The organism is Pseudomonas sp. p21 (genome assembly GCF_001642705.1).
Taxonomy (GTDB): Bacteria; Pseudomonadota; Gammaproteobacteria; order Pseudomonadales; family Pseudomonadaceae; genus Aquipseudomonas.
Map to the genome: position 1 here is coordinate 136,039 of NZ_LWBV01000008.1, position 17,391 is coordinate 153,429.

Consider the following 17,391-nt stretch of genomic DNA (forward strand, 5'->3'; position numbering starts at 1 on the left):
GGACCATTGTGGGAGCGGCCTTGTGTCGCGAAAGGGCCGCAAAGCGGCCCCCGGCTTTCACGCCGGCTCCACTGCCCTGCGCCGCACCCCGGCAACTTTCACCTCTCCCTCCCCAGTCTCCGGCGCAAAGCTGTCACTGCGCGCCATCCGCCACATCCGCGCATAAAACTCGCTTTCAATCGAGCCACTGAGCAATTCGCCCGGCTTGAGGAATGTGTGCAGGTCCGAGAACAGCCCGATTTCGCTGGGGCTGATACGTCGCGCCAAGTGTTTGGGCTTGAGCTCCGAAGGGTGTTCCAGGCCTGCGGCAGCCAACATTTCGGCGAGCGTATGCAGTGTGTTGCGGTGGAAGCTGGCCACCCGTTCGGCCTTGTCCGGTACCACCAGGGCGCGCTGGCGCAGCGGGTCTTGCGTGGCCACGCCGGTCGGGCATTTGTTGGTGTGGCAGCTCTGCGACTGGATGCAGCCGATGGCAAACATGAAACCGCGCGCGGAGTTGACCCAGTCCGCCCCGATGGCCAGCACGCTGGCGATGTCGAAGGCGCTGACGATCTTGCCTGCCGCGCCAATGCGGATGCTGGCGCGCAGGTTCAGGCCGACCAGGGTGTTGTGCACGAACATCAGGCCTTCGCGCATCGGCACGCCCATGTTGTCGCTGAACTCGCGGGGTGCCGCACCGGTGCCGCCTTCCTTGCCATCGACGACGATGAAGTCCGGCGTGATGCCAGTGGCCAGCATGGCCTTGGCAATGCCCATGAACTCCCAGGGGTGGCCCAGGCAGAATTTGAACCCCACCGGCTTGCCGCCCGACAGCTCGCGCAGGTTGGCCACGAACTGCAGCAATTCGACCGGGGTGCGGAAGGCACTGTGCGCCGCCGGCGAGATGCAATCCTCGCCCACGCGCACGCCACGGGTGGCGGCAATCTCGGGGCTGACCTTGTGCCCCGGCAGGATGCCGCCGTGGCCCGGCTTGGCGCCCTGGCTGAGCTTGATCTCGATCATCTTCACCTGCGGCGAGCGCGCCTGCTCGGCGAAGCGCTGCGGGTCGAAGCGGCCGTCCTCGGTGCGGCAGCCGAAGTAGCCACTGCCGATCTCCCAGATCAGGTCACCGCCATGTTCGCGGTGGTAAGGGCTGATGCTGCCTTCGCCGGTGTCATGGGCAAAACGGCCCATGCGTGCACCGCGGTTGAGGGCAGCGATGGCGTTGGCGCTGAGGGCACCGAAGCTCATGGCCGAGATGTTGAAGATCGACGCCGAGTAGGGCAGGCGGCATTGCGGCCCGCCGATGGCGATGCGAAACGATGCCGGGTCTGGCGTGGCCACTGGCAGCATGGAATGGCTGATGAACTCGAAGCCGGGCTTGTAGGCATCGTTGAGGGTGCCGAAGGCCTTCTCGGCGCTTTCGTTCTTGGCCCGGGCGTAGACCAGCGAGCGCTGCGAGCGGGAGAACGGCAGCTTGTCGTCGTCGCCCTCGATCAGGTACTGGCGGATTTCCGGGCGGATGGTTTCGATCAGGTAGCGGATGTTGCCCAGGATCGGGTAGTTGCGGCGCACGGCGTGGTGGCTTTGGCGCAGGTCGTTCAGGCCAACCAGGCTCAGTAGCGCGGTGATCAGGGTTACAGGCCACAGCCAGGCATGCTGGGGAAGCAGCGGCAGGCTGGCGAAGGTGAACAGCAGGCAGAGGGCGAGGCAGGCGTAGCGGCTGGGTAGAGAGTGTTTCATGGGTCCATCGCAGGCAGGATGACCGGGCATAGGATAGGCAAAGGCGGGGAGCGGAAAACCTGGGTAATCGGTAAAAGACTGTTACCTGATCGCGTGTTTCCAGGCTCATGCGCTCCTACAGGGGGGCGCGCAAAGGCTGATTGGGTAGCAACACGCTGACCCGCAACCCACCCCCCTCGCGGTTGGCCAGCAGCAACTCGCCCCCATGGCTGGCAGCAATCCGCTGGGCAATGCTCAACCCCAGCCCATATCCCCCGGAGGCCTGATTACGCGACCCTTCACCGCGCACGAACGGGTCGATGATGGTCGCCAGCAAGCCCGGTGCAATCCCCGGTCCGCGGTCGTCGATATGGATGAACACGCCCGTGGTAGCTCGCTCCAGCGTGACCGAAACCTCCTTGGCATAACGCAACGCATTGACCAGCAGGTTCTGCAGGCAGCGCTGCAGCAGCAGGGCATCGGCCCGCAGGCTGCCCGCCTGGCCATGCACCGGCAACGGCTCTTCGGCAGTGGCCAGCTCCGCGCACTGGCGCATCACCAGCCGGTCCAGGTCCATCTGCTGCAAGTTCTGCTGCTCCCCCGCGCGCAGGTAATCGAGCACCTGGCCGATCATGTCGTCCATCTGCGTGATGTTCTGCCGCAGGCGCTGCCGGTGTTCGTCGTCCGGCAGGCGCTCCAGGCGCAGGCGCATGCGCGTCAGCGGGGTGCGCAGGTCGTGGGATACAGCGGCCAGGAAGTAGGCCTTGTCGTTGACCATCGCAATCAGCCGCTGCTGCATGGCGTTGAAGGCCTGGGCCGCCTGGCGCACTTCCTCCGGGCCATCCAGCGCCAGGGGCGGCTGCTCGAGGTTGCTACCCAGGCCGCGCGCGGCATCGGCCAGGCGCCATAACGGGCGCAGGCACAAGCGCACCGCAACGAGGCACACCAGCAATACCGCGACGATGCGCAGCGCGTACACCCGCAACAGGTAATCGCTGATCAGCACCCACGCTGACTCGCCGCTCCAGCCTTGCAGTTCCTGGCCTTCGATGGTCAGCCAGTGCCCATCGGCCAACGGCACCGCGAACTGCAGATGCGCCTGGGCCGTGCGCAGGCCGAACAGGCTGCGCCAGACGATCGGCTGGCCCTGTTCATCGGTCAACTGCACCTTCATCAGGCGCACGTCCTGGGCATGCCCCAACTCGTACTCGAGGGCCTGGTGCAACAACAGTTCGATACGCCTGCGCCCACGACGCTCGTCCTGTACCGGCGTGGGCAGGGCTTCGCTGCAACGCAGTTGGTAATGCGCTGGCACCTGTAGCGCACCGGCACGGCAGCCGGCCTGGGCGATCAACGGCGCGCTGCGTGCGGCGATCAGCCGGACAGGGGCCTCGAGTACCTGGGCAAAACGCACATCGAACCAGATGCTGCTCGACATCAACTGGATCAGCACGGTGCCGCTGACCATGATCAGCAGCAACTGGCCGAACAACGTGCGTGGCCACAGCCGGCGAAGCCAGCGCATGTCAGGCATCGGCCCCGTTGGCGGCGATGCTCAGCAAATAGCCTTCGTTGCGGATGGTGAGGATTTGCGCGGCACCCGCCGGCGCGTGGCGCAGGTGCTGGCGCAGGCGGCTGACGCACATGTCCACCGAACGGTCGTCTGGCAGGTGGTCGCGGCCGAACGCACTGCGCGTCAGCTGATCGCGGGACACCACGCGGCTGTTGGCTTCCAGCAGCTCGCGCAATACGCGGTAGTCGGAGCGGGGCAGGGTCAGGGTCTCGCCATCGGGGCGGGTGAGCAGGCGCTTCGCATGTTCCAGGCGGAAGCCGGCGAACAGATGGGCTTCCTCTGCCGGCGCTTCGGCGGGGGCATCCAGGCGTTGCGGACGGCGCAGCACGGCCTTGATCCGGGCGATCAGTTCGCGTGGCTCGAAGGGCTTGGCCAGGTAGTCATCGGCACCCACTTCCAGGCCGATGATGCGGTCCAGCGTGCTGCCCTTGGCCGACAGCATGATCACCGCCAGCCCAGGCGTGGCTTGCAACTGGCGGCACAGGCTCAGGCCGTCTTCGCCCGGCAGCATCAGGTCGAGCACCACCAGCTCCACCTTGTGCCGGGCCAGTTGTTCGCGCATCTGCTCGCCGTGGGCCGCTGCCAGCACGTTATAGCCGGCATCTGCCAGGTAATCACAAAGAAGTTCGCGGATCTCGTCGTCATCATCGACAACAAGCAGAGTTGTGCTCATGCGGAAAAACACCTGTTCGGTGAGGGCCGGTGGCGCTCGTTACGTTCGATTACATCCCCATACAAGCCGGGTCTGGAGCCCGGAGGGCCGATCCCTAGAATCCTAACAAAAAATCATCTGCAAATACGAAGCCTTCCCAAATGAACGCCGAGAGCACCCCGAACGCCTTCCCTTCCATCAGCCGAGACGGCATTTGCCTCAAACCGCTGGCCTTGTTCATCGCCGTAGCCGTCAGTGGTGGCGCGATGGCTGCCGACAGCAAACCCCTGGAGCTGGACGCCACCCAGATCGAAGACAGCGCCCTGCTGCCCGCCGACGAAGTCGGCCAGCTGGGTTACACGGTCGAAAGCACCCGCAGCTCCACCGGCCTGGCCCTGACGCCGCGGCAGACACCGCAGTCGGTCACCACTATTACCCGCCAGCAGATGGACGACCGCGACATCCACACCATCGAGCAAGCGCTGGAAACCACCCCGGGGGTGACCGCGAGCAAGTCCGAAGTGGGCGGGCGTACCGACTACCGTGCCCGTGGTTATTCGATCAGCAACTGGAAGGTCGATGGCCTGCAGTTCCAGGGCGGCTCCGACTTCAGTGGTGGTGGCAACGCGCTGAACATGGACCTGTACGAGCGCATCGACATCGTGCGCGGTGCCAACGGCCTGCTGGGCGGCACCGGCGATCCGTCGGCCACCGTCAACCTGATCCGCAAGGCACCGACCAGGACGTTCGGCGGTAGCGCCTATGCCACCTATGGCAGCTGGGACAAGCGCCGCCTGGGCGCCGACCTCAACCTGCCGCTGTCCGAAGACGGCCGCCTGCGTTCGCGCTTCGTGATGACCCAGCAGGACGCCAATTCATTCCGCGACAACCAGTCCGAACGCTCCCGCGCTGCGCTGGCCAACTTCGAGTTCGACCTGGACGACGCCACCACCCTCGGTGCCGGCTACCAGTACGAGTACAACAAGATTGTTGGCGGTGGCTGGGGAGCGAACATCCCGATCTGGTACCGTGATGGCAGCAAGACCGACCTGCCGCGCAGCACCAACGTGGTACCTAGCTGGAGCTTTGGCGAGTACACCACCCGCACCGCGTTCGGCTCGCTGGAGCACCGCTTCGACAACGACTGGACCCTGGACCTGAAAGCCGCCCAGAGCACCGCCGAAACCCTCAACCACCGCGGCCTGGCCAAGGTCAACTCGGCGGGCCGTGGCAGCTACGGCGGCTACTGGGACCAGGATGGCAGCGGTGCCGTGCTCAACGGCCTGCACAGCTCCACCGACACCACCCAGCAGTCGGCGCAGATCGACCTGTCCGGCCCGTTCCAGCTGTTCGGCCGTAGCCACCAGGCGATGGTCGGCTACAACGACAGCCGCACCGTGGCCTGGTCGCCGGAATACACCTGCACCATGGTCGGCGACGGCATGGCCAGTGCGCCTGCGCTGGGTTGCCAGTTCCGCGCCAACAACGGCTTCCCGCTGACCGACTGGCGCAATGGTGTGGATGACGACTACAACATCATCGCCTCGCGCACCGGTCGCCACAGCAAGACCACCACCCGCCTGCAGGGCATGTACGCGGCAACCCGCCTGAGCATCACCGACCCGCTGTCGGTCATCCTTGGCGTGCGCACCAGCAACTACTCAGCCACCACCCGCAGCGTGGCTGGCGCACGTACCAGCCAGGAAGAGAATGGCATCGTCACCCCGTACCTGGGCGCCGTGTACGACCTCAACGACAACTACTCGCTGTACGCCAGCTACACCGACATCTTCACCCCGCAAACCGCTGAAACCAGCAGCGGCAGCAAGGTCGAGCCGATTCGCGGGCAAAGCTACGAGACGGGTATCAAGGGGGAGTGGTTCGATGGCCGCCTGAACGCCTCGGCGGCGTACTTCCGCACCAAGCAGGAAAACAAGGCAGTGCTCGACGGCGACCTCACCACCCCCACCGGTGGCGATGCCTACAAGGCCGGTTCCGGCCAGGAAACCGACGGTATCGACCTGGAAGTCGCCGGCGCCCTGACCCCCAGCTGGAACCTGTACGCTGGCTACACCTACCTGCACTTCCGCCGCGTCGACAGCGACGGCCGCAGCGACCCGTCACACCTGTTCAAGGCCTCGACCACCTACCGCCTTTCCGGCCCGCTCGACCGCCTGACACTGGGCGCCGGGGTGACTGCGCAGAGCAACATCCGCGCAATCTCCAGCCCGGCAGGCCAGCCGAGCAATGGTGTGAGCAACGGTGCCACTGACGTGAACTGGTCCGGTTATGCCATCTGGAATGCCATGGCCAAGTACCAGCTGACCGACGACACCAGCGTCAGCCTCAACGCCAACAACCTGTTCGACAAGCACTACTACACCCGCTACGGGTTCTATGCCGGGGCAATCTACGGCGACCCACGCAACCTGTCGCTGACGGTCAGCACGGCGTTCTGATCAACCGCACCTGGGGCTGCTGCGCAGCCCATCGCCGGCAAGCCGGGCTCCCACAGGTACTTTGGGAGCAACTAACAGGTGGCGCGATCCCTGTGGGAGCGGGCGCGCCCGCGAACACGGGCGAAGCCCGTGCCATCCACCGCGGCACCTGATTCGCTGGGTCGGCGCCAGGCTCAAACCATGCGCTGTACCTGTGGTAGATGGCCCAGCCCTTTGGGCTGCGCTGTCGCGTAGATAACTGAAATTGCAAGCAATCCGCGTCCCCTGTGGGAGCGGCTTTAGCCGCGAAGAATCCAACGCGGTGTATGGCACCGGCTGCGCCGGTGTTCGCGGCTAAAGCCGCTCCCACATGGCCCCTGCTAATTCAATGAGTTATGTGCAGCTCAATGAGAGCCCGGCTTGCCGGCGATGGGCCGCAAAGCGACCCCCTTTCACCTGGGCCCAGTCCCTTGCTCGCGATCAATCGGCTTCTCCAGCCGGTCCTCGAAACTGTCCCAATCCTCACCAAACAGTTCCACCGGGTGCATGGTCCGACTCGCGCCATTGCCACAGGCCAATGACTTGGCCGGGCAGTACAGGTCGCAGCCCCAGCAGATGCGCTCCGGGTGGCTGGGGTTTGTGGGGAATTTCTTGGCCATGGTCAGCTTCCCTCTGAACTATGTCCCCAACCTATACCTCGGCCCGCTATTCAGCTTGATCGACATCAATATCCCGGTGAACCTCAGCAGAGCGCATATTCCGGATCCAGATATCTGGTTGACAGATATCTGGATCCGGAATAATTTGTAGGCACCTTGGTACGCCGAGACAACACGATGCGAGTGATAACGAAAGCGGCGGTTACCAAAGCCATCGAAGCTCACGCCCAGTGGAAAGCCCCCCTGAGCCTGTGGCTCACGACCTTTGATAGGGCGACGCTGCGCTTCGAGTCTTTTGAGCAGCTAAGGGACACGTGGTCTACCGCCTCTGGCTGGAACGTTGACCGCATTCCTTGTTCAAAACTCAGGCCCGCCAGCCGAAAAGGGCCGCTTGATGTCTATGTGTTCGATATCAAGAAAAACGAATGCCGTCTGATCGCATGGCTCAACACACGAACGGGCACCCTCTATATCAAGGCCATTCTGTCGCACGCGGAGTACGACAAGTGGTGCAAGAGCGATGTCAGGTAGCCGCCTGGCACTTGCCCAAAACCTACCGATTCGACAGGTGACAACCATGAAGCGGGATAAAATCGAAGCGAATGGACTAGATGCCTTCATCGCCAATATTTCACCCATGCTGGATGGCCTGAACGCCCAGATGGCAACCATGGCCCAGCTTCTTGCTGCCTGCCATGACCCCATCAAGGACGATGCTGAGCTCCAGGCGCGGATGGCATTGATCGATGAGCTCTACTCGCATGCCGACAGCGAAGGTCACGCAGCAGCGCGCTTTGCAGAGATGGTGGCGGATCGTGTCTACGAGTATGAGAGTGAGTCGGTACTCGTGCCGTTTGCGAGCCAGGCCGAAGCGTTGGCCTTCCTGCTGTTGGACAGAGGCGTGAAGCAGAAGGACCTTGCCTCTATAGCAACTCAGAGCGCGGTTTCAGAGATTTTGAACAACAAGCGGAAGATGACGGTTGCCCAGATAAAGGGCTTTGCTGAGTTTTTCAGCGTACCGGTCGAGTTTTTCATGCATGGGGTGGTTTGAAATCGGTAGGGTTGCTGGGATCGCGGGACACAGAAGGCAAAAAAGGCTCACCTTTCGGTGAGCCTTTTTTGATACTGCGTATGGTGCGGCACCAGACGAACGGTTGTAGGCCGTGAGGTCCCGATTTTTTCGGGATTGGAATTTGGTGGATTTTTTGACGCACCTCATAGGGTACCTATAAAAATCAGCTAGTTATGGCTTTATGTGGAATCGAGTCGGGAATTTTTAGACTCTTTTGATTGATGCTGTGCGAGAGGATGTCTGCTGCGGGATCCTGTTTCCCCTTCACTTAGAATTCGCAAGCTCAATAATTTCTTCTGGAGATGCAGGTGAGTTCTGTAACCGTAGGAGCCAGCCATGCTTGGCCATGAGCGGCAAAGCCGCCCCAAAGAATTGACTTTGTCACCAAATAAGCGCCGCTTCAGTCTGCTTAATTGGCCACGTGATCCCCTTTCCTAACAGCATATTCACCCGGACCTGAAGCGATTGCATCACTGTCGGTGCAAAATACGACATTCTGAAGATAATCTTTTACTACCGCCCACTCCGCTCGCTTATTCGCGAATCGAATTACGTTGGCGCTCGCAGTAACCGGATCTTGTGGCGCCGTAAGTCCTTGGGCTTTCCAGGAGGCAAGCTTGTCAGTCTGATGGTGTTGGTCGGTATCTTGGTGAGTATATGAATAAAACTGAATAACACGTCCTGACGGGCAAGCGGTCGACGGACTGAAATCGCGAAGAGTATGCCCGCGGGAGTAAGAATCCTGAATCACATGGAGTAGCGAACCCAATGCCATTTGCGAGGTGTATTTACGCTCCGAAAGACGATAGGTGGGAGCGAAAAGATAGTTTATTGTCCAACCCTGCTGGTGACTGAAGTGCTTTTGAAAGTCTGTTGTCTCCACATCTTTGAATTTTGTTTCTGCGTCAATCCGGCCAGTAGCAACCAAGTATGCAAATTCTGCCCACGAAAGAATGTCGGCCTGAGTTACTGCCGCAGGCTGGTTGTCCGAACTGGCCATTGCATGAAGAAACTGAAGGTCACCATAGTGTGAACGATACTGCATGTAATAGTTTTGGGTGATCTTGGCATCTTTTCCTTTATAGTTTCTTCCGGTTTTGGCGATCAGGTTGCCATCGCGCATCCATGCACTCCATTTGGCATGGCGGTAACCCCATCCAAATAAGAGTTGGTTTGGATCGTCATTCCACCAAACACCTCTAATCAGCGAGTCCTGCTTGTTGCCTTTTGGGTTTGCGCCGGGGGACGGGGTATCGGTGGAGCACTTGATGACAAGTAGTGCTGATCCGGTCTGTCCCTCTTCACATTCCCGAGCTCGATAGGTGAGCTCTTCATGCAGAGGCCAGTATACCTTTCCTGATATGTTGGAGCCTTTCCAGTATTTATCTGCTTGAGGGTTGATCTGATAAGAGTGCGCAATTCCGGAAAATCCGATGGTCACGACGATTGTGGTTATCCTTCCATAGATGTTCAGCAAAATATTCGCCCTCGGTAAGTGATGCCGAAAGGCTAGCATCGCAAAAGGGGGCACGCCAGGTTTTGAGGGATGAGGTGGTTTTGGAGAATCGTCTACCTCTCAGTGAAGCAAGATTTAGCCACCGGGTGCTTGCGAAATGTCGCCACCGTCAAACAGCTTGTAGGCGCGTCCGCGAGGTTTCGCCGTACGGCATTTGAGGTTGCTGAGAGGAACGGTTAGGCGTGACACTACAAACCTCAACTGACCCAACATTACCGGATCAGTGGTGAGGGGAACGCGTTGCCAACTGGGCGTAGCCGTTCGGCAGATGATGGGCATCTACAAAGTGCCGGGTTTGCAGTTCTAGCACCATGTTCATCAGACTGGATACGGGCTCAGCCACGCCCCACGTAGCAGCAACCTTGTCGTAACGGTTTACCGCTTGCGCCTTTTCTACCAGTTTTCCATTCAGATCTTGAGACAGATCCTTCCAGCGGGTGACCAGCTTCTTCATCTGCTCGGCTTGTTCCGGCTTCATGCATGGAAAACGGCGAAGCCGGTCAACCAGATACATCAGGCGCCGCTTCCTTACGGGGGCGAGCCTTGGCATGTTCAAACGATTTTCCAGCGCTTCACGCATATCCTCGTTTCTGTACCAGAAGAGGAGAGCGAAAGTCTCGGCAACGGCCTTGTCGAGCTTGTCCAGCGAGGTTTTTGTAGCTTGAACGACCAGGTGATCGAGTGCCTGACGGGCATGTTGATCAGAGGGAGGCATCTCAGAGGAAACAAGCGCCCAGAGTTTTTCTAGCGAGTAATCGAGCGGGGAGGTGTCGCAATGCTGGGCCCCATGCGCCGTATTCGAGGGCACAGTCATCGCCTCACTGGTATTACTGGCCCCACTCTCGCGCTTCATCGAGAATCAACCTCAGGCAGCTGGTTACGGTGCTTCTATCACAGGGGTAATAGTCGATTGCCTCCTTGGCAAGCCTATCAAATTCCTTGAGATTCAGCTTGCCTGACCTGATAAGCAGATTGATGTCATCCTGGTCGCGTTCGGTGAATCTCCCGAGTTTTGAAATGGCGAGGTCGATCGGGTGAGCTATGAAAACCTGTAAAGGAGAACACTCCTGGCCGGGAAGGAGGATTGCCCGCGCATCGTAGTCTTCATGCAAGGGGCATAGCGAGTTATTGAATTGCTGGTCGAACACCACGGACAGGTCCTGACCATCCTGCTCGTAGTCTTCCGGCGCGGCATAAACTGCCTTGATCTCGTCCCTGAGCAGGTGTTCGCTGGCCTGAATCTCCGCATCGATATCCGCACTGCCCCGGGCATTCGTCAGCAGGTGCAAGGCGCACCCGCCAAAGACATAGATCTTGACTGTTCCCGAACACCGCCCAGCCAGTAGAGGCAAGGCTCTGTCGAAGAGCTGGCGCACGGCCTGCGCCAAAGGGGTTTGCAGGTGCAGCATGAGGCAGGGCTCCTGAGGTTGGCAGGGCACTTTACTCACGGATGGCGCCAGAGTTGTTTCGTTGAAACATCGCTTTGCAAAAAAGCCCTGGCTGTAGCGCATGCCTTCAGCGCCTGTTAGCACCGACGATTTCGGTGAGGACCTGCGGCGAAAACAAAAAAGGCCCACCTTTCGGTGAGCCTTTTTTGATACTGCGTATGGTGCCGGCACCAGGAATCGAACCCGGGACCTACTGATTACAAGTCAGTTGCTCTACCATCTGAGCTATACCGGCAATGGGGCGTCATTATAACGATCGGTTGGCGCCTGTAAACCACTTCGTTGCGAATGTTCGCAAATGACCTAAGTCACCGACCTAAAAGAAGAATTTTCCTACCAGCCACGGTGAATGGTGGTGACGCTTGGCTCGGTTTTGCCCGGGTTGAAGAACAGCTTGTCATTGTCGCAGCCGCGCTTGCGGCAGGGGCTTTCGGTGCGCAGGGGCAGGCCGTTGTCGCCGCCCAGCTGCATGCCGGGGTGGTTCCAGCCCAGGCTGCTGTTGGGGTGGGGAGCGGTGCCGCTGGCGCAGCCGGTCAGGGCCAGGGTGAGGGTCAGCAGGGCGAGGGGCTTGGTCTGGGTCACGATGGTCGGGTCCGTTAGTCCATGTCGGTTCTGGCGCAACGCCAGAAGGTCGCGGGGCTGGCGGGCAGCGCGCGACGTCACTTTTTAATGATTTGGGGGGCGGATGATACACCGTTGCGGTGGTCGGGCATTAGCTTTGTGTTGCTTGTGATGGCCTATTCGCGGGCTTGCCCGCTCCCACAGGATCTCCACAAGCCTGGAAACTGTGTAGTACTTGTGGGAGCGGGCGCGCCCGCGAAAGGGCCGTCAGCTGTACGAAGATTCTGAACTTGGGAGCTAATGGCTTCAGGGTTTGGATGCTTCGGAACTATCCTACGCGCGCCGCCGAAGTATCGCTGTTGTCGGGGAAGTGGCTCACGGATACCGTTTTCGGGTCGCTCTGGCGACCGGGTGTGAGAACCCGATTACGAATTTAGCGGCCCCGTAATGGCGACCGTGCGCGGGCAGACTTCGGTCTGGCCGAGGCTTCCTATATTCACTCGGTTTCTCACCCCGTGCACGGTTGCCGCCCTTTATTCCGTGAGAAAGAATGAAGGCGGTAACTCCTTGAGGAATATAGGAGTTTGAAAATTGAAAACGATCGATACAGATCCCCGCAGCCCCAAGCCAATCACCACCGCAGGCGTGGAAACTTTCCTCGCAGCCGGCAACCCATCCCTCAATCTGCTACGCGTCGAGCCCGGTGTCCCAGTCGATGCTGCCTACGAACATGTCTCGATCCTGATGGGCTACATCAAGCACCTGGTGCGCGAGGGGGATATGGAGGATGACCATAAATTTCTGGGTGCCGCCGATTATCTGTGCGACATGGCCAAGGCGTTGATGAACGATATCGAGATTGCCAAGAACAAGGCGCATTGAAAGGTGTGGGAGTGGGCACGGCATTGCATGGCACGGGCTTCGCCCGGGTTCGCGGGCACGCCCGCTCCCACAGGAATTGCGCAAACCTGCAGATTTTTGAGCAAGAAAAAGAACTCACAAAGGCTCCGCAAACAATGCTTGCGCCAACCACAAGAAATGTTTATGCACAAGTGGCATCGGCGACTTGCGCGAAAGGCATGCCGGAGCGCTACACCGCCTGTCTTTGCGCAAACGCCTGTTTTTACTGGCCTTGACGGGCAAGCCGGAATAAGCCAAGCGCTTGAAATAGCGCTTGGATCCAACAGGTAATCACAAGCTTGTTCACAGAGTTATCCACAGGTTGTGCTGCGGCTAACAGTCGCGTTCGGCGAGGATAAGCAGGTTGCGCGGGGTAAGTGGATAGTCGCAGAACAGGCCAAGGCGCACGTTGTAGCCTTGTTCTTCGAGGAACAGGGCGCGATCGAGTACCAACCACAGCTCCAGCGGCCGGCGGAACAGGTTGCGCACGCGCTCCAGGTTGCGGACCTCGGCCAGGCGCTGCCAGCCGGCGGCTTCCAGGGCTGCCCAGTCCGGGTTGCCAGTCAGCTGCAATTGCTTGAGTTCGGCCAGGTCGCGGCAGTACTGATCGAAGGGCTTCTCCAGCCAGGCTACGGGTAGTGACGGTGTCGGCAGGTACTCATCGGTCTGGCGTTGCTGGCGCTGCAGCAGGTCGAAGCCCAGGCGCCGGGCCATCGAGGTGTCGCGCTGGCGCCGCACGCGGGCGCCGGCGGTAACGGTTTCGCTCAGGGGCAGGCCCAGGTCGTCCAGTGACAGCCGCAGGCTGGAGGCTTGGGCGGCTGTGGATAACGCCTGGTACTGCTGCGCCGCGATGCGGTTGTAGCAGCAAGGGGCCACGGCCAGCTGTCGGCAGCCTTGCTGGCTGGCCAGTTGCATCAGGTGCACATGCAGGTCGCCACAGGCGTGCAGGGCGACCACGCTTTTGTCGCCAGCCAGGTGGCGGGCGCTGTCATCGGCCATCACATCCTGGTGCACATGTTGCGCCGGCAAATGGTGGTGCGCGCTCAGGGCCTGGCCGGCGGCGACCAGCTCGGTGTCGTACTCCAGGCAGGTCAGCTGCTGGCCGGGTTGCAGCAGGCGGCGGCCCAGGTGGCCTTTGCCGGAGCACCAGTCCAGCCAGTGGCGGGGCTGTTCACGGAAGGCCAGGTGGCTGGCGAAGGCTTCGATCTGCTGCCATTTGCGGCCGGGGACGGCGACGTCGAGGCGGTGCGCGGCGGTGGGTAGATCGGTCGCCGGGAGGTTGCCGAGGGCCGAAAGCTGTTGGGCTTGCTGGGCCAGTTGCGGGAACGGGGCAGGCAATGGGGCAGCGGTGTTATCGGTTTCGGCGTCTGCCAGGGAGCATTGGCGCAGGTGGGCGGCAAGTTCGGGGTGGGCGGCTTCCCAGGCCAGTTGCAGGGTGGTGAAGGGGCGGGGTTTCCACAGCTGCTGGTGCTCGATCAGGAACTGGTCGAGGGCCTGGAAGCGGGTGCTTAGGTGGGGGCTGTGGAGGTGGTTGGGCATGGCAAGGATGTGTGGTGGGTTCGAGGGCCTCTTCGCGGGCACGCCCGCTCCCACAGGTATAGCGCCACATTCAAGGTTGGCGCTACACCTGTGGGAGCGGGCGTGCCCGCGAAGCAGTCAGTGAGGTATCAGCGGCCCTGGCAGGCATCCACGCGCAACCAGCGCTCCAGCAGCTTGAAGCCTTGCACCAGTACGAACGAGATCACCAGGTAGAACACCCCGGCGGCAAAGAAGATTTCTACCGGTAGGTAAGTGCGGGCAATGATGGTACGGGCCATGCCGGTCAGTTCCAGCAGGGTCACGGTACTGGCCAGGGCGCTGGCCTTGAGCATCAGGATCACTTCGTTGCTGTACGCCGGCAGGCCGATGCGCGCGGCGCGTGGCAGCATGATGTAGAACAGCGTCTTGCCCCGCGACATGCCCAACGCCCGTGCCGCCTCGATCTCGCCCTTGGGGATCGCCTGCAGCGCGCCGCGCAGGATCTCGGCGATGTAGGCGGCGGTATGCAGGGTCATGGTCAGCACGGTGCACCAGAACGGGTCGCGCAGGTACGGCCACAGCGAACTCGAACGCACCATGTCGAACTGCGCCAGGCCGTAGTAGACCAGGAACAGCTGCACCAGCAGCGGCGTGCCACGGAAGAAGAAGATGTAGCTGAACGGCACGGCGCGCACGTACCAGTGGCGCGAGGAGCGGGCGATGCCCAGCGGGATGGCCAGGATCAACCCGGCAACCACTGCGATGGCCACCAGCTCCAGGGTCAGGGTCGCACCCTGGGCCAGGCGTGGCAGCCATTTGATGATGACTTCCCAATTCATTATTCGGCCCTCGCAAAGCCGCGAGCGGCGCGTTTTTCCATGAAGTGCATGCCGGTCATGGCAATGATGGTCAGGCTCAGGTAGATGCAGGCCGCGACCATGTAGAAGGTGAACGGCTCTTTGGTCACGGTCACGCCGATTTGAGCATGGCGCATGATTTCTTCCAGGCCGATCACCGAAACCAGGGCGGTGTCCTTCATCAGGATCATGAACAGGTTGCCAAGGCCGGGCAGAGCTATGCGCCACATCTGCGGCAGGATGATCCGCGACAGGATGCGGCCCTTGGACAGGCCCAGCGCCAGGCCGGCTTCACGGTGGCCCTTGGGGATTGCCAGGATCGCGCCACGGAACACTTCGGTGGCATAGGCGCCAAAGCACAGGCCCAGGGCAATCACGCCCGCAGCGAAGGCGCTGAGCTCCAGGCCCGGCAGGTTCAGGGCTTCGCCGAGGGCGTTCATCAGCCCGACGGTGCCGAAATAGATAAGCAGTACCCAGAGCAGTTCGGGCACGCCGCGAACCAGGGTCGAGTAGAAGCCGCCAAGCCATTGCAGCGGCTTGATCGAGGAAGTCTTGGCCAGGGCGCCGAGCAGGCCCAGCACCAGGCCCAGCAGCAAGGCGCAAAGCGCCAGTTTTACGGTCATCAGGGTGCCGGCCATCATGGCCGGACCGAATCCGTGCAGGTCGATATTCATGGGCAGGTCATTCTAGGGACTGGCGCGCCGCAAGGGCGCGCCGGTCGGGGCGGATCATTCGATGCTGAACGGGAAGTACTTGTCGTTGATCTTCTTGTACGTGCCGTCGGCCTTGATTTCTGCCAGGGCCTTGTTCAGGTCGTCGCGCAGCTTGGTGTCACCCTTGCGCACGGCAATGCCGATCTTGTCGCTGTCCATCACCGGCTCGCCCTTGAACTCGAAGTTCGAGCCGTCTTTGCTCTTCAGCCACTCGTACTGCACGTACTTGTCGGCCAGGATGCCGTCGATGCGGCCGGAAACCAGGTCGAGGTAGGCGTTTTCCTGGGTGTCGTACAGCTTGATCTCTACGTCGTCACCGTAGTTGTCTTCCAGCCAGGTGCCAGCCAGGGTGGCGCGCTGGGTGCCGATCACCTTGCCCTTGAGCGAGGCCTTGTCGGTCTTGAAGTCGGCGTTTTTCGGCGCGATGAACTGCAGCTTGTTGGAGTAGTACGGCTCGGTGAAGTCCACCGCCTGCTTGCGCTCGTCGGTGATCGACAGCGACGACACCAGGAAGTCGAACTTCTTGGCGTTCAGGGCCGGGATGATGCCGTCCCAGTCGGAGGTGACGACCGAGCACTCGACTTTCATCTTGGCGCACAGGGCGTCGCCGATGTCTTTGTCGAAGCCGACCACGTTACCGCTGGCATCCTTGTTGTTGAACGGTGGGTAGGCGGCTTCGATACCCATGCGCAGTTTTTCTGCGGCCAGGGCGTTGGCCGACATTACCAGCGTGGCAGCAGTTGCCAGGAGGAACTTCTTGTAAGTGTGCATGTATTGCTCCGTTAGCGGTGGCTGGACATGAATTGCTTGCAACGCGCCGAGGTCGGGTTTTCGAAGACCTGCTGCGGCGATCCCTGCTCTTCGACCAGGCCTTGGTGCAGGAAGACGACTTCACTGGACACATGGCGGGCAAAGCTCATCTCGTGCGTCACCAGCAGCATGGTACGGCCTTCTTCGGCCAATGCGCGGATAACGTTTAGCACTTCCTGGACCATTTCCGGGTCGAGCGCCGAAGTTGGCTCGTCGAACAGGATGACCTTGGGCTTCATGGCCAGGGTACGGGCAATGGCGGCGCGCTGTTGCTGGCCACCGGAAAGCTGGGCGGGGTAGCTGTGGCGCTTGTCGTAGATGCCGACCTTGTTCAGCAGGGCTTCGGCGGCTTCGATGGCCTCGGCCTTGCTCTGGCCGAGCACGCGGCGTGGCGCCTCGATGATGTTGTCGAGGATCGACATGTGCGGCCACAGGTTGAAGTTCTGGAAGACGAAGCCGATCTCGCTGCGCAGGCGGTTGATCTGGCGGTTGTCGGCGGCGACCAGGTCGCCATTCTTGGCGGCCTTGAGCTTGAGGGCTTCACCGGCGACCAGGATTTCGCCCTGGTGCGGGTTCTCGAGCAGGTTGATGCAGCGCAGCAGGGTGGACTTGCCGGAGCCGGACGACCCCAGTATGGAGATCACGTCACCGTCGCGCGCGGTCAGCGAAATGCCCTTGAGAATTTCCTGCTCGCCGTAGCGTTTGTGCAGATTGCGGATTTCCAGCGCGGGCGTGGCCTGAGCCATGTGCGGTCCTCATGTGTACGGGTGCGTTCCCAGCTGTTGGCGGCCTTCCTGGCGTGCGCCAAGCTAGCATAGCGGCATTATCACGGCCAACAGGGTCGCTGGGCACTCGGGGCGCTGGTGGGGCAGTTTGTCGCATCGTTGCAGCGCAACGTCGCGCGGATGTCCGCGAAGGTGTCGCCCAGCACCAGAGCCTTGATGAAAAAAGGCGCGATGGTGCCAGCTTTGGC

At 61.1% G+C, this 17,391-nt stretch carries 17 protein-coding genes and 1 tRNA gene; 4 read left to right on the forward strand and 14 right to left on the reverse strand.

Translation table 11 applies throughout. The annotated features are described in order from the left end of the window. Positions 1-57: 57 nt before the first annotated feature. The 3 genes from A4C63_RS21415 to A4C63_RS21425 form a co-directional block, all read right to left on the reverse strand. Positions 58-1,722: an FMN-binding glutamate synthase family protein gene (locus tag A4C63_RS21415; protein ID WP_063914476.1), complete on the reverse strand. Its 1,665-nt coding sequence runs from the start codon at positions 1,720-1,722 to the stop codon at positions 58-60. A gap of 115 nt (positions 1,723-1,837) precedes the next feature. Further along, positions 1,838-3,226: an ATP-binding protein gene (locus A4C63_RS21420; RefSeq protein ID WP_063914608.1), complete on the reverse strand. Its 1,389-nt coding sequence runs from the start codon at positions 3,224-3,226 to the stop codon at positions 1,838-1,840. 1 nt (position 3,227) lies between these two features. Then, on the reverse strand, positions 3,228-3,947 hold the full coding sequence (locus A4C63_RS21425; protein ID WP_063914477.1) for a response regulator: 720 nt from the start codon (positions 3,945-3,947) through the stop codon (positions 3,228-3,230). Between the two features lie 140 nt (positions 3,948-4,087). On the opposite strand from A4C63_RS21425, the gene A4C63_RS21430 reads away from it, so the two are divergent. Continuing rightward, positions 4,088-6,385, forward strand: coding sequence for a TonB-dependent siderophore receptor (locus A4C63_RS21430; protein ID WP_063914478.1), 2,298 nt, complete (start codon positions 4,088-4,090; stop codon positions 6,383-6,385). 431 nt (positions 6,386-6,816) lie between these two features. Here the strand turns inward: A4C63_RS21430 and A4C63_RS21435 are convergent, their stop codons facing one another. After that, positions 6,817-7,023, reverse strand: a complete 207-nt coding sequence (locus tag A4C63_RS21435) for a DUF3079 domain-containing protein (RefSeq protein WP_063914479.1) — start codon at positions 7,021-7,023, stop codon at positions 6,817-6,819. A 177-nt stretch (positions 7,024-7,200) separates the two neighbouring features. Between A4C63_RS21435 and A4C63_RS21440 the strand changes: the two genes are divergently transcribed. Next, a complete protein-coding gene (locus A4C63_RS21440) occupies positions 7,201-7,554 on the forward strand; it encodes a type II toxin-antitoxin system HigB family toxin (protein ID WP_063914480.1) in 354 nt (117 codons plus the stop codon). A gap of 46 nt (positions 7,555-7,600) precedes the next feature. Then, entirely contained in the window at positions 7,601-8,074 is a 474-nt protein-coding gene (locus A4C63_RS21445) for a type II toxin-antitoxin system HigA family antitoxin (RefSeq protein ID WP_063914481.1), read from the forward strand. Between the two features lie 430 nt (positions 8,075-8,504). Here the strand turns inward: A4C63_RS21445 and A4C63_RS21450 are convergent, their stop codons facing one another. The 5 genes from A4C63_RS21450 to A4C63_RS21470 form a co-directional block, all read right to left on the reverse strand. Further along, the gene (locus tag A4C63_RS21450) at positions 8,505-9,536 is read right to left on the reverse strand and encodes a hypothetical protein (protein ID WP_172827545.1); all 1,032 of its coding nucleotides are present in this window, start codon (positions 9,534-9,536) and stop codon (positions 8,505-8,507) included. 295 nt (positions 9,537-9,831) lie between these two features. Then, positions 9,832-10,464 (reverse strand): DUF3106 domain-containing protein, encoded by a 633-nt coding sequence (locus A4C63_RS21455; protein ID WP_256202962.1) that lies wholly within the window; start codon positions 10,462-10,464, stop codon positions 9,832-9,834. Beyond that, entirely contained in the window at positions 10,439-11,020 is a 582-nt protein-coding gene (locus A4C63_RS21460) for a DUF6036 family nucleotidyltransferase (RefSeq protein ID WP_063914483.1), read from the reverse strand. Before A4C63_RS21460 ends, A4C63_RS21455 begins: the two co-directional genes overlap by 26 nt. 198 nt (positions 11,021-11,218) lie before the next feature. Then, positions 11,219-11,294: transfer RNA gene (locus A4C63_RS21465), tRNA-Thr, on the reverse strand. A gap of 98 nt (positions 11,295-11,392) precedes the next feature. Next, positions 11,393-11,641: a hypothetical protein gene (locus tag A4C63_RS21470; RefSeq protein WP_063914484.1), complete on the reverse strand. Its 249-nt coding sequence runs from the start codon at positions 11,639-11,641 to the stop codon at positions 11,393-11,395. Positions 11,642-12,211: 570 nt separating this feature from the next. Here A4C63_RS21470 and A4C63_RS21475 point away from each other — a divergent pair. Then, positions 12,212-12,502 (forward strand): DUF3077 domain-containing protein, encoded by a 291-nt coding sequence (locus A4C63_RS21475; protein WP_003257466.1) that lies wholly within the window; start codon positions 12,212-12,214, stop codon positions 12,500-12,502. 351 nt (positions 12,503-12,853) lie between these two features. Here the strand turns inward: A4C63_RS21475 and A4C63_RS21480 are convergent, their stop codons facing one another. The 5 genes from A4C63_RS21480 to A4C63_RS21500 all read right to left on the reverse strand — a co-directional run bounded on the left by A4C63_RS21480 (position 12,854) and on the right by A4C63_RS21500 (position 17,164). Further along, positions 12,854-14,059, reverse strand: coding sequence for a methyltransferase (locus A4C63_RS21480; protein WP_063914485.1), 1,206 nt, complete (start codon positions 14,057-14,059; stop codon positions 12,854-12,856). 128 nt (positions 14,060-14,187) lie between these two features. Next, positions 14,188-14,877 carry an ABC transporter permease gene (locus tag A4C63_RS21485; protein ID WP_063914486.1) on the reverse strand — a complete coding sequence of 230 codons (690 nt, stop codon included), beginning with the start codon at positions 14,875-14,877 and terminating at the stop codon, positions 14,188-14,190. Beyond that, positions 14,877-15,569: an ABC transporter permease gene (locus tag A4C63_RS21490; protein WP_063914487.1), complete on the reverse strand. Its 693-nt coding sequence runs from the start codon at positions 15,567-15,569 to the stop codon at positions 14,877-14,879. Before A4C63_RS21490 ends, A4C63_RS21485 begins: the two co-directional genes overlap by 1 nt. Before the next feature lie 54 nt (positions 15,570-15,623). Next, entirely contained in the window at positions 15,624-16,379 is a 756-nt protein-coding gene (locus A4C63_RS21495) for an ABC transporter substrate-binding protein (protein WP_063914488.1), read from the reverse strand. Between the two features lie 11 nt (positions 16,380-16,390). Next, complete coding sequence (locus tag A4C63_RS21500) at positions 16,391-17,164, reverse strand: ABC transporter ATP-binding protein (RefSeq protein WP_003257472.1); 774 nt, start codon at positions 17,162-17,164, stop codon at positions 16,391-16,393. Positions 17,165-17,391 lie beyond the last annotated feature (227 nt).

What these genes read in the sequence shown, in the direction of transcription:
- A4C63_RS21415 (WP_063914476.1), bottom strand. Translation starts at nt 1,722, where the DNA reads ATGAAACACTCTCTACCCAGCCGCTACGCCTGCCTCGCCCTCTGCCTG.
- A4C63_RS21420 (WP_063914608.1), bottom strand. Translation starts at nt 3,226, where the DNA reads ATGCGCTGGCTTCGCCGGCTGTGGCCACGCACGTTGTTCGGCCAGTTG.
- A4C63_RS21425 (WP_063914477.1), bottom strand. Translation starts at nt 3,947, where the DNA reads ATGAGCACAACTCTGCTTGTTGTCGATGATGACGACGAGATCCGCGAA.
- A4C63_RS21430 (WP_063914478.1), top strand. Translation starts at nt 4,088, where the DNA reads ATGAACGCCGAGAGCACCCCGAACGCCTTCCCTTCCATCAGCCGAGAC.
- A4C63_RS21435 (WP_063914479.1), bottom strand. Translation starts at nt 7,023, where the DNA reads ATGGCCAAGAAATTCCCCACAAACCCCAGCCACCCGGAGCGCATCTGC.
- A4C63_RS21440 (WP_063914480.1), top strand. Translation starts at nt 7,201, where the DNA reads ATGCGAGTGATAACGAAAGCGGCGGTTACCAAAGCCATCGAAGCTCAC.
- A4C63_RS21445 (WP_063914481.1), top strand. Translation starts at nt 7,601, where the DNA reads ATGAAGCGGGATAAAATCGAAGCGAATGGACTAGATGCCTTCATCGCC.
- A4C63_RS21455 (WP_256202962.1), bottom strand. Translation starts at nt 10,464, where the DNA reads ATGAAGCGCGAGAGTGGGGCCAGTAATACCAGTGAGGCGATGACTGTG.
- A4C63_RS21460 (WP_063914483.1), bottom strand. Translation starts at nt 11,020, where the DNA reads ATGCTGCACCTGCAAACCCCTTTGGCGCAGGCCGTGCGCCAGCTCTTC.
- A4C63_RS21480 (WP_063914485.1), bottom strand. Translation starts at nt 14,059, where the DNA reads ATGCCCAACCACCTCCACAGCCCCCACCTAAGCACCCGCTTCCAGGCC.
- A4C63_RS21485 (WP_063914486.1), bottom strand. Translation starts at nt 14,877, where the DNA reads ATGAATTGGGAAGTCATCATCAAATGGCTGCCACGCCTGGCCCAGGGT.
- A4C63_RS21490 (WP_063914487.1), bottom strand. Translation starts at nt 15,569, where the DNA reads ATGAATATCGACCTGCACGGATTCGGTCCGGCCATGATGGCCGGCACC.
- A4C63_RS21495 (WP_063914488.1), bottom strand. Translation starts at nt 16,379, where the DNA reads ATGCACACTTACAAGAAGTTCCTCCTGGCAACTGCTGCCACGCTGGTA.
- A4C63_RS21500 (WP_003257472.1), bottom strand. Translation starts at nt 17,164, where the DNA reads ATGGCTCAGGCCACGCCCGCGCTGGAAATCCGCAATCTGCACAAACGC.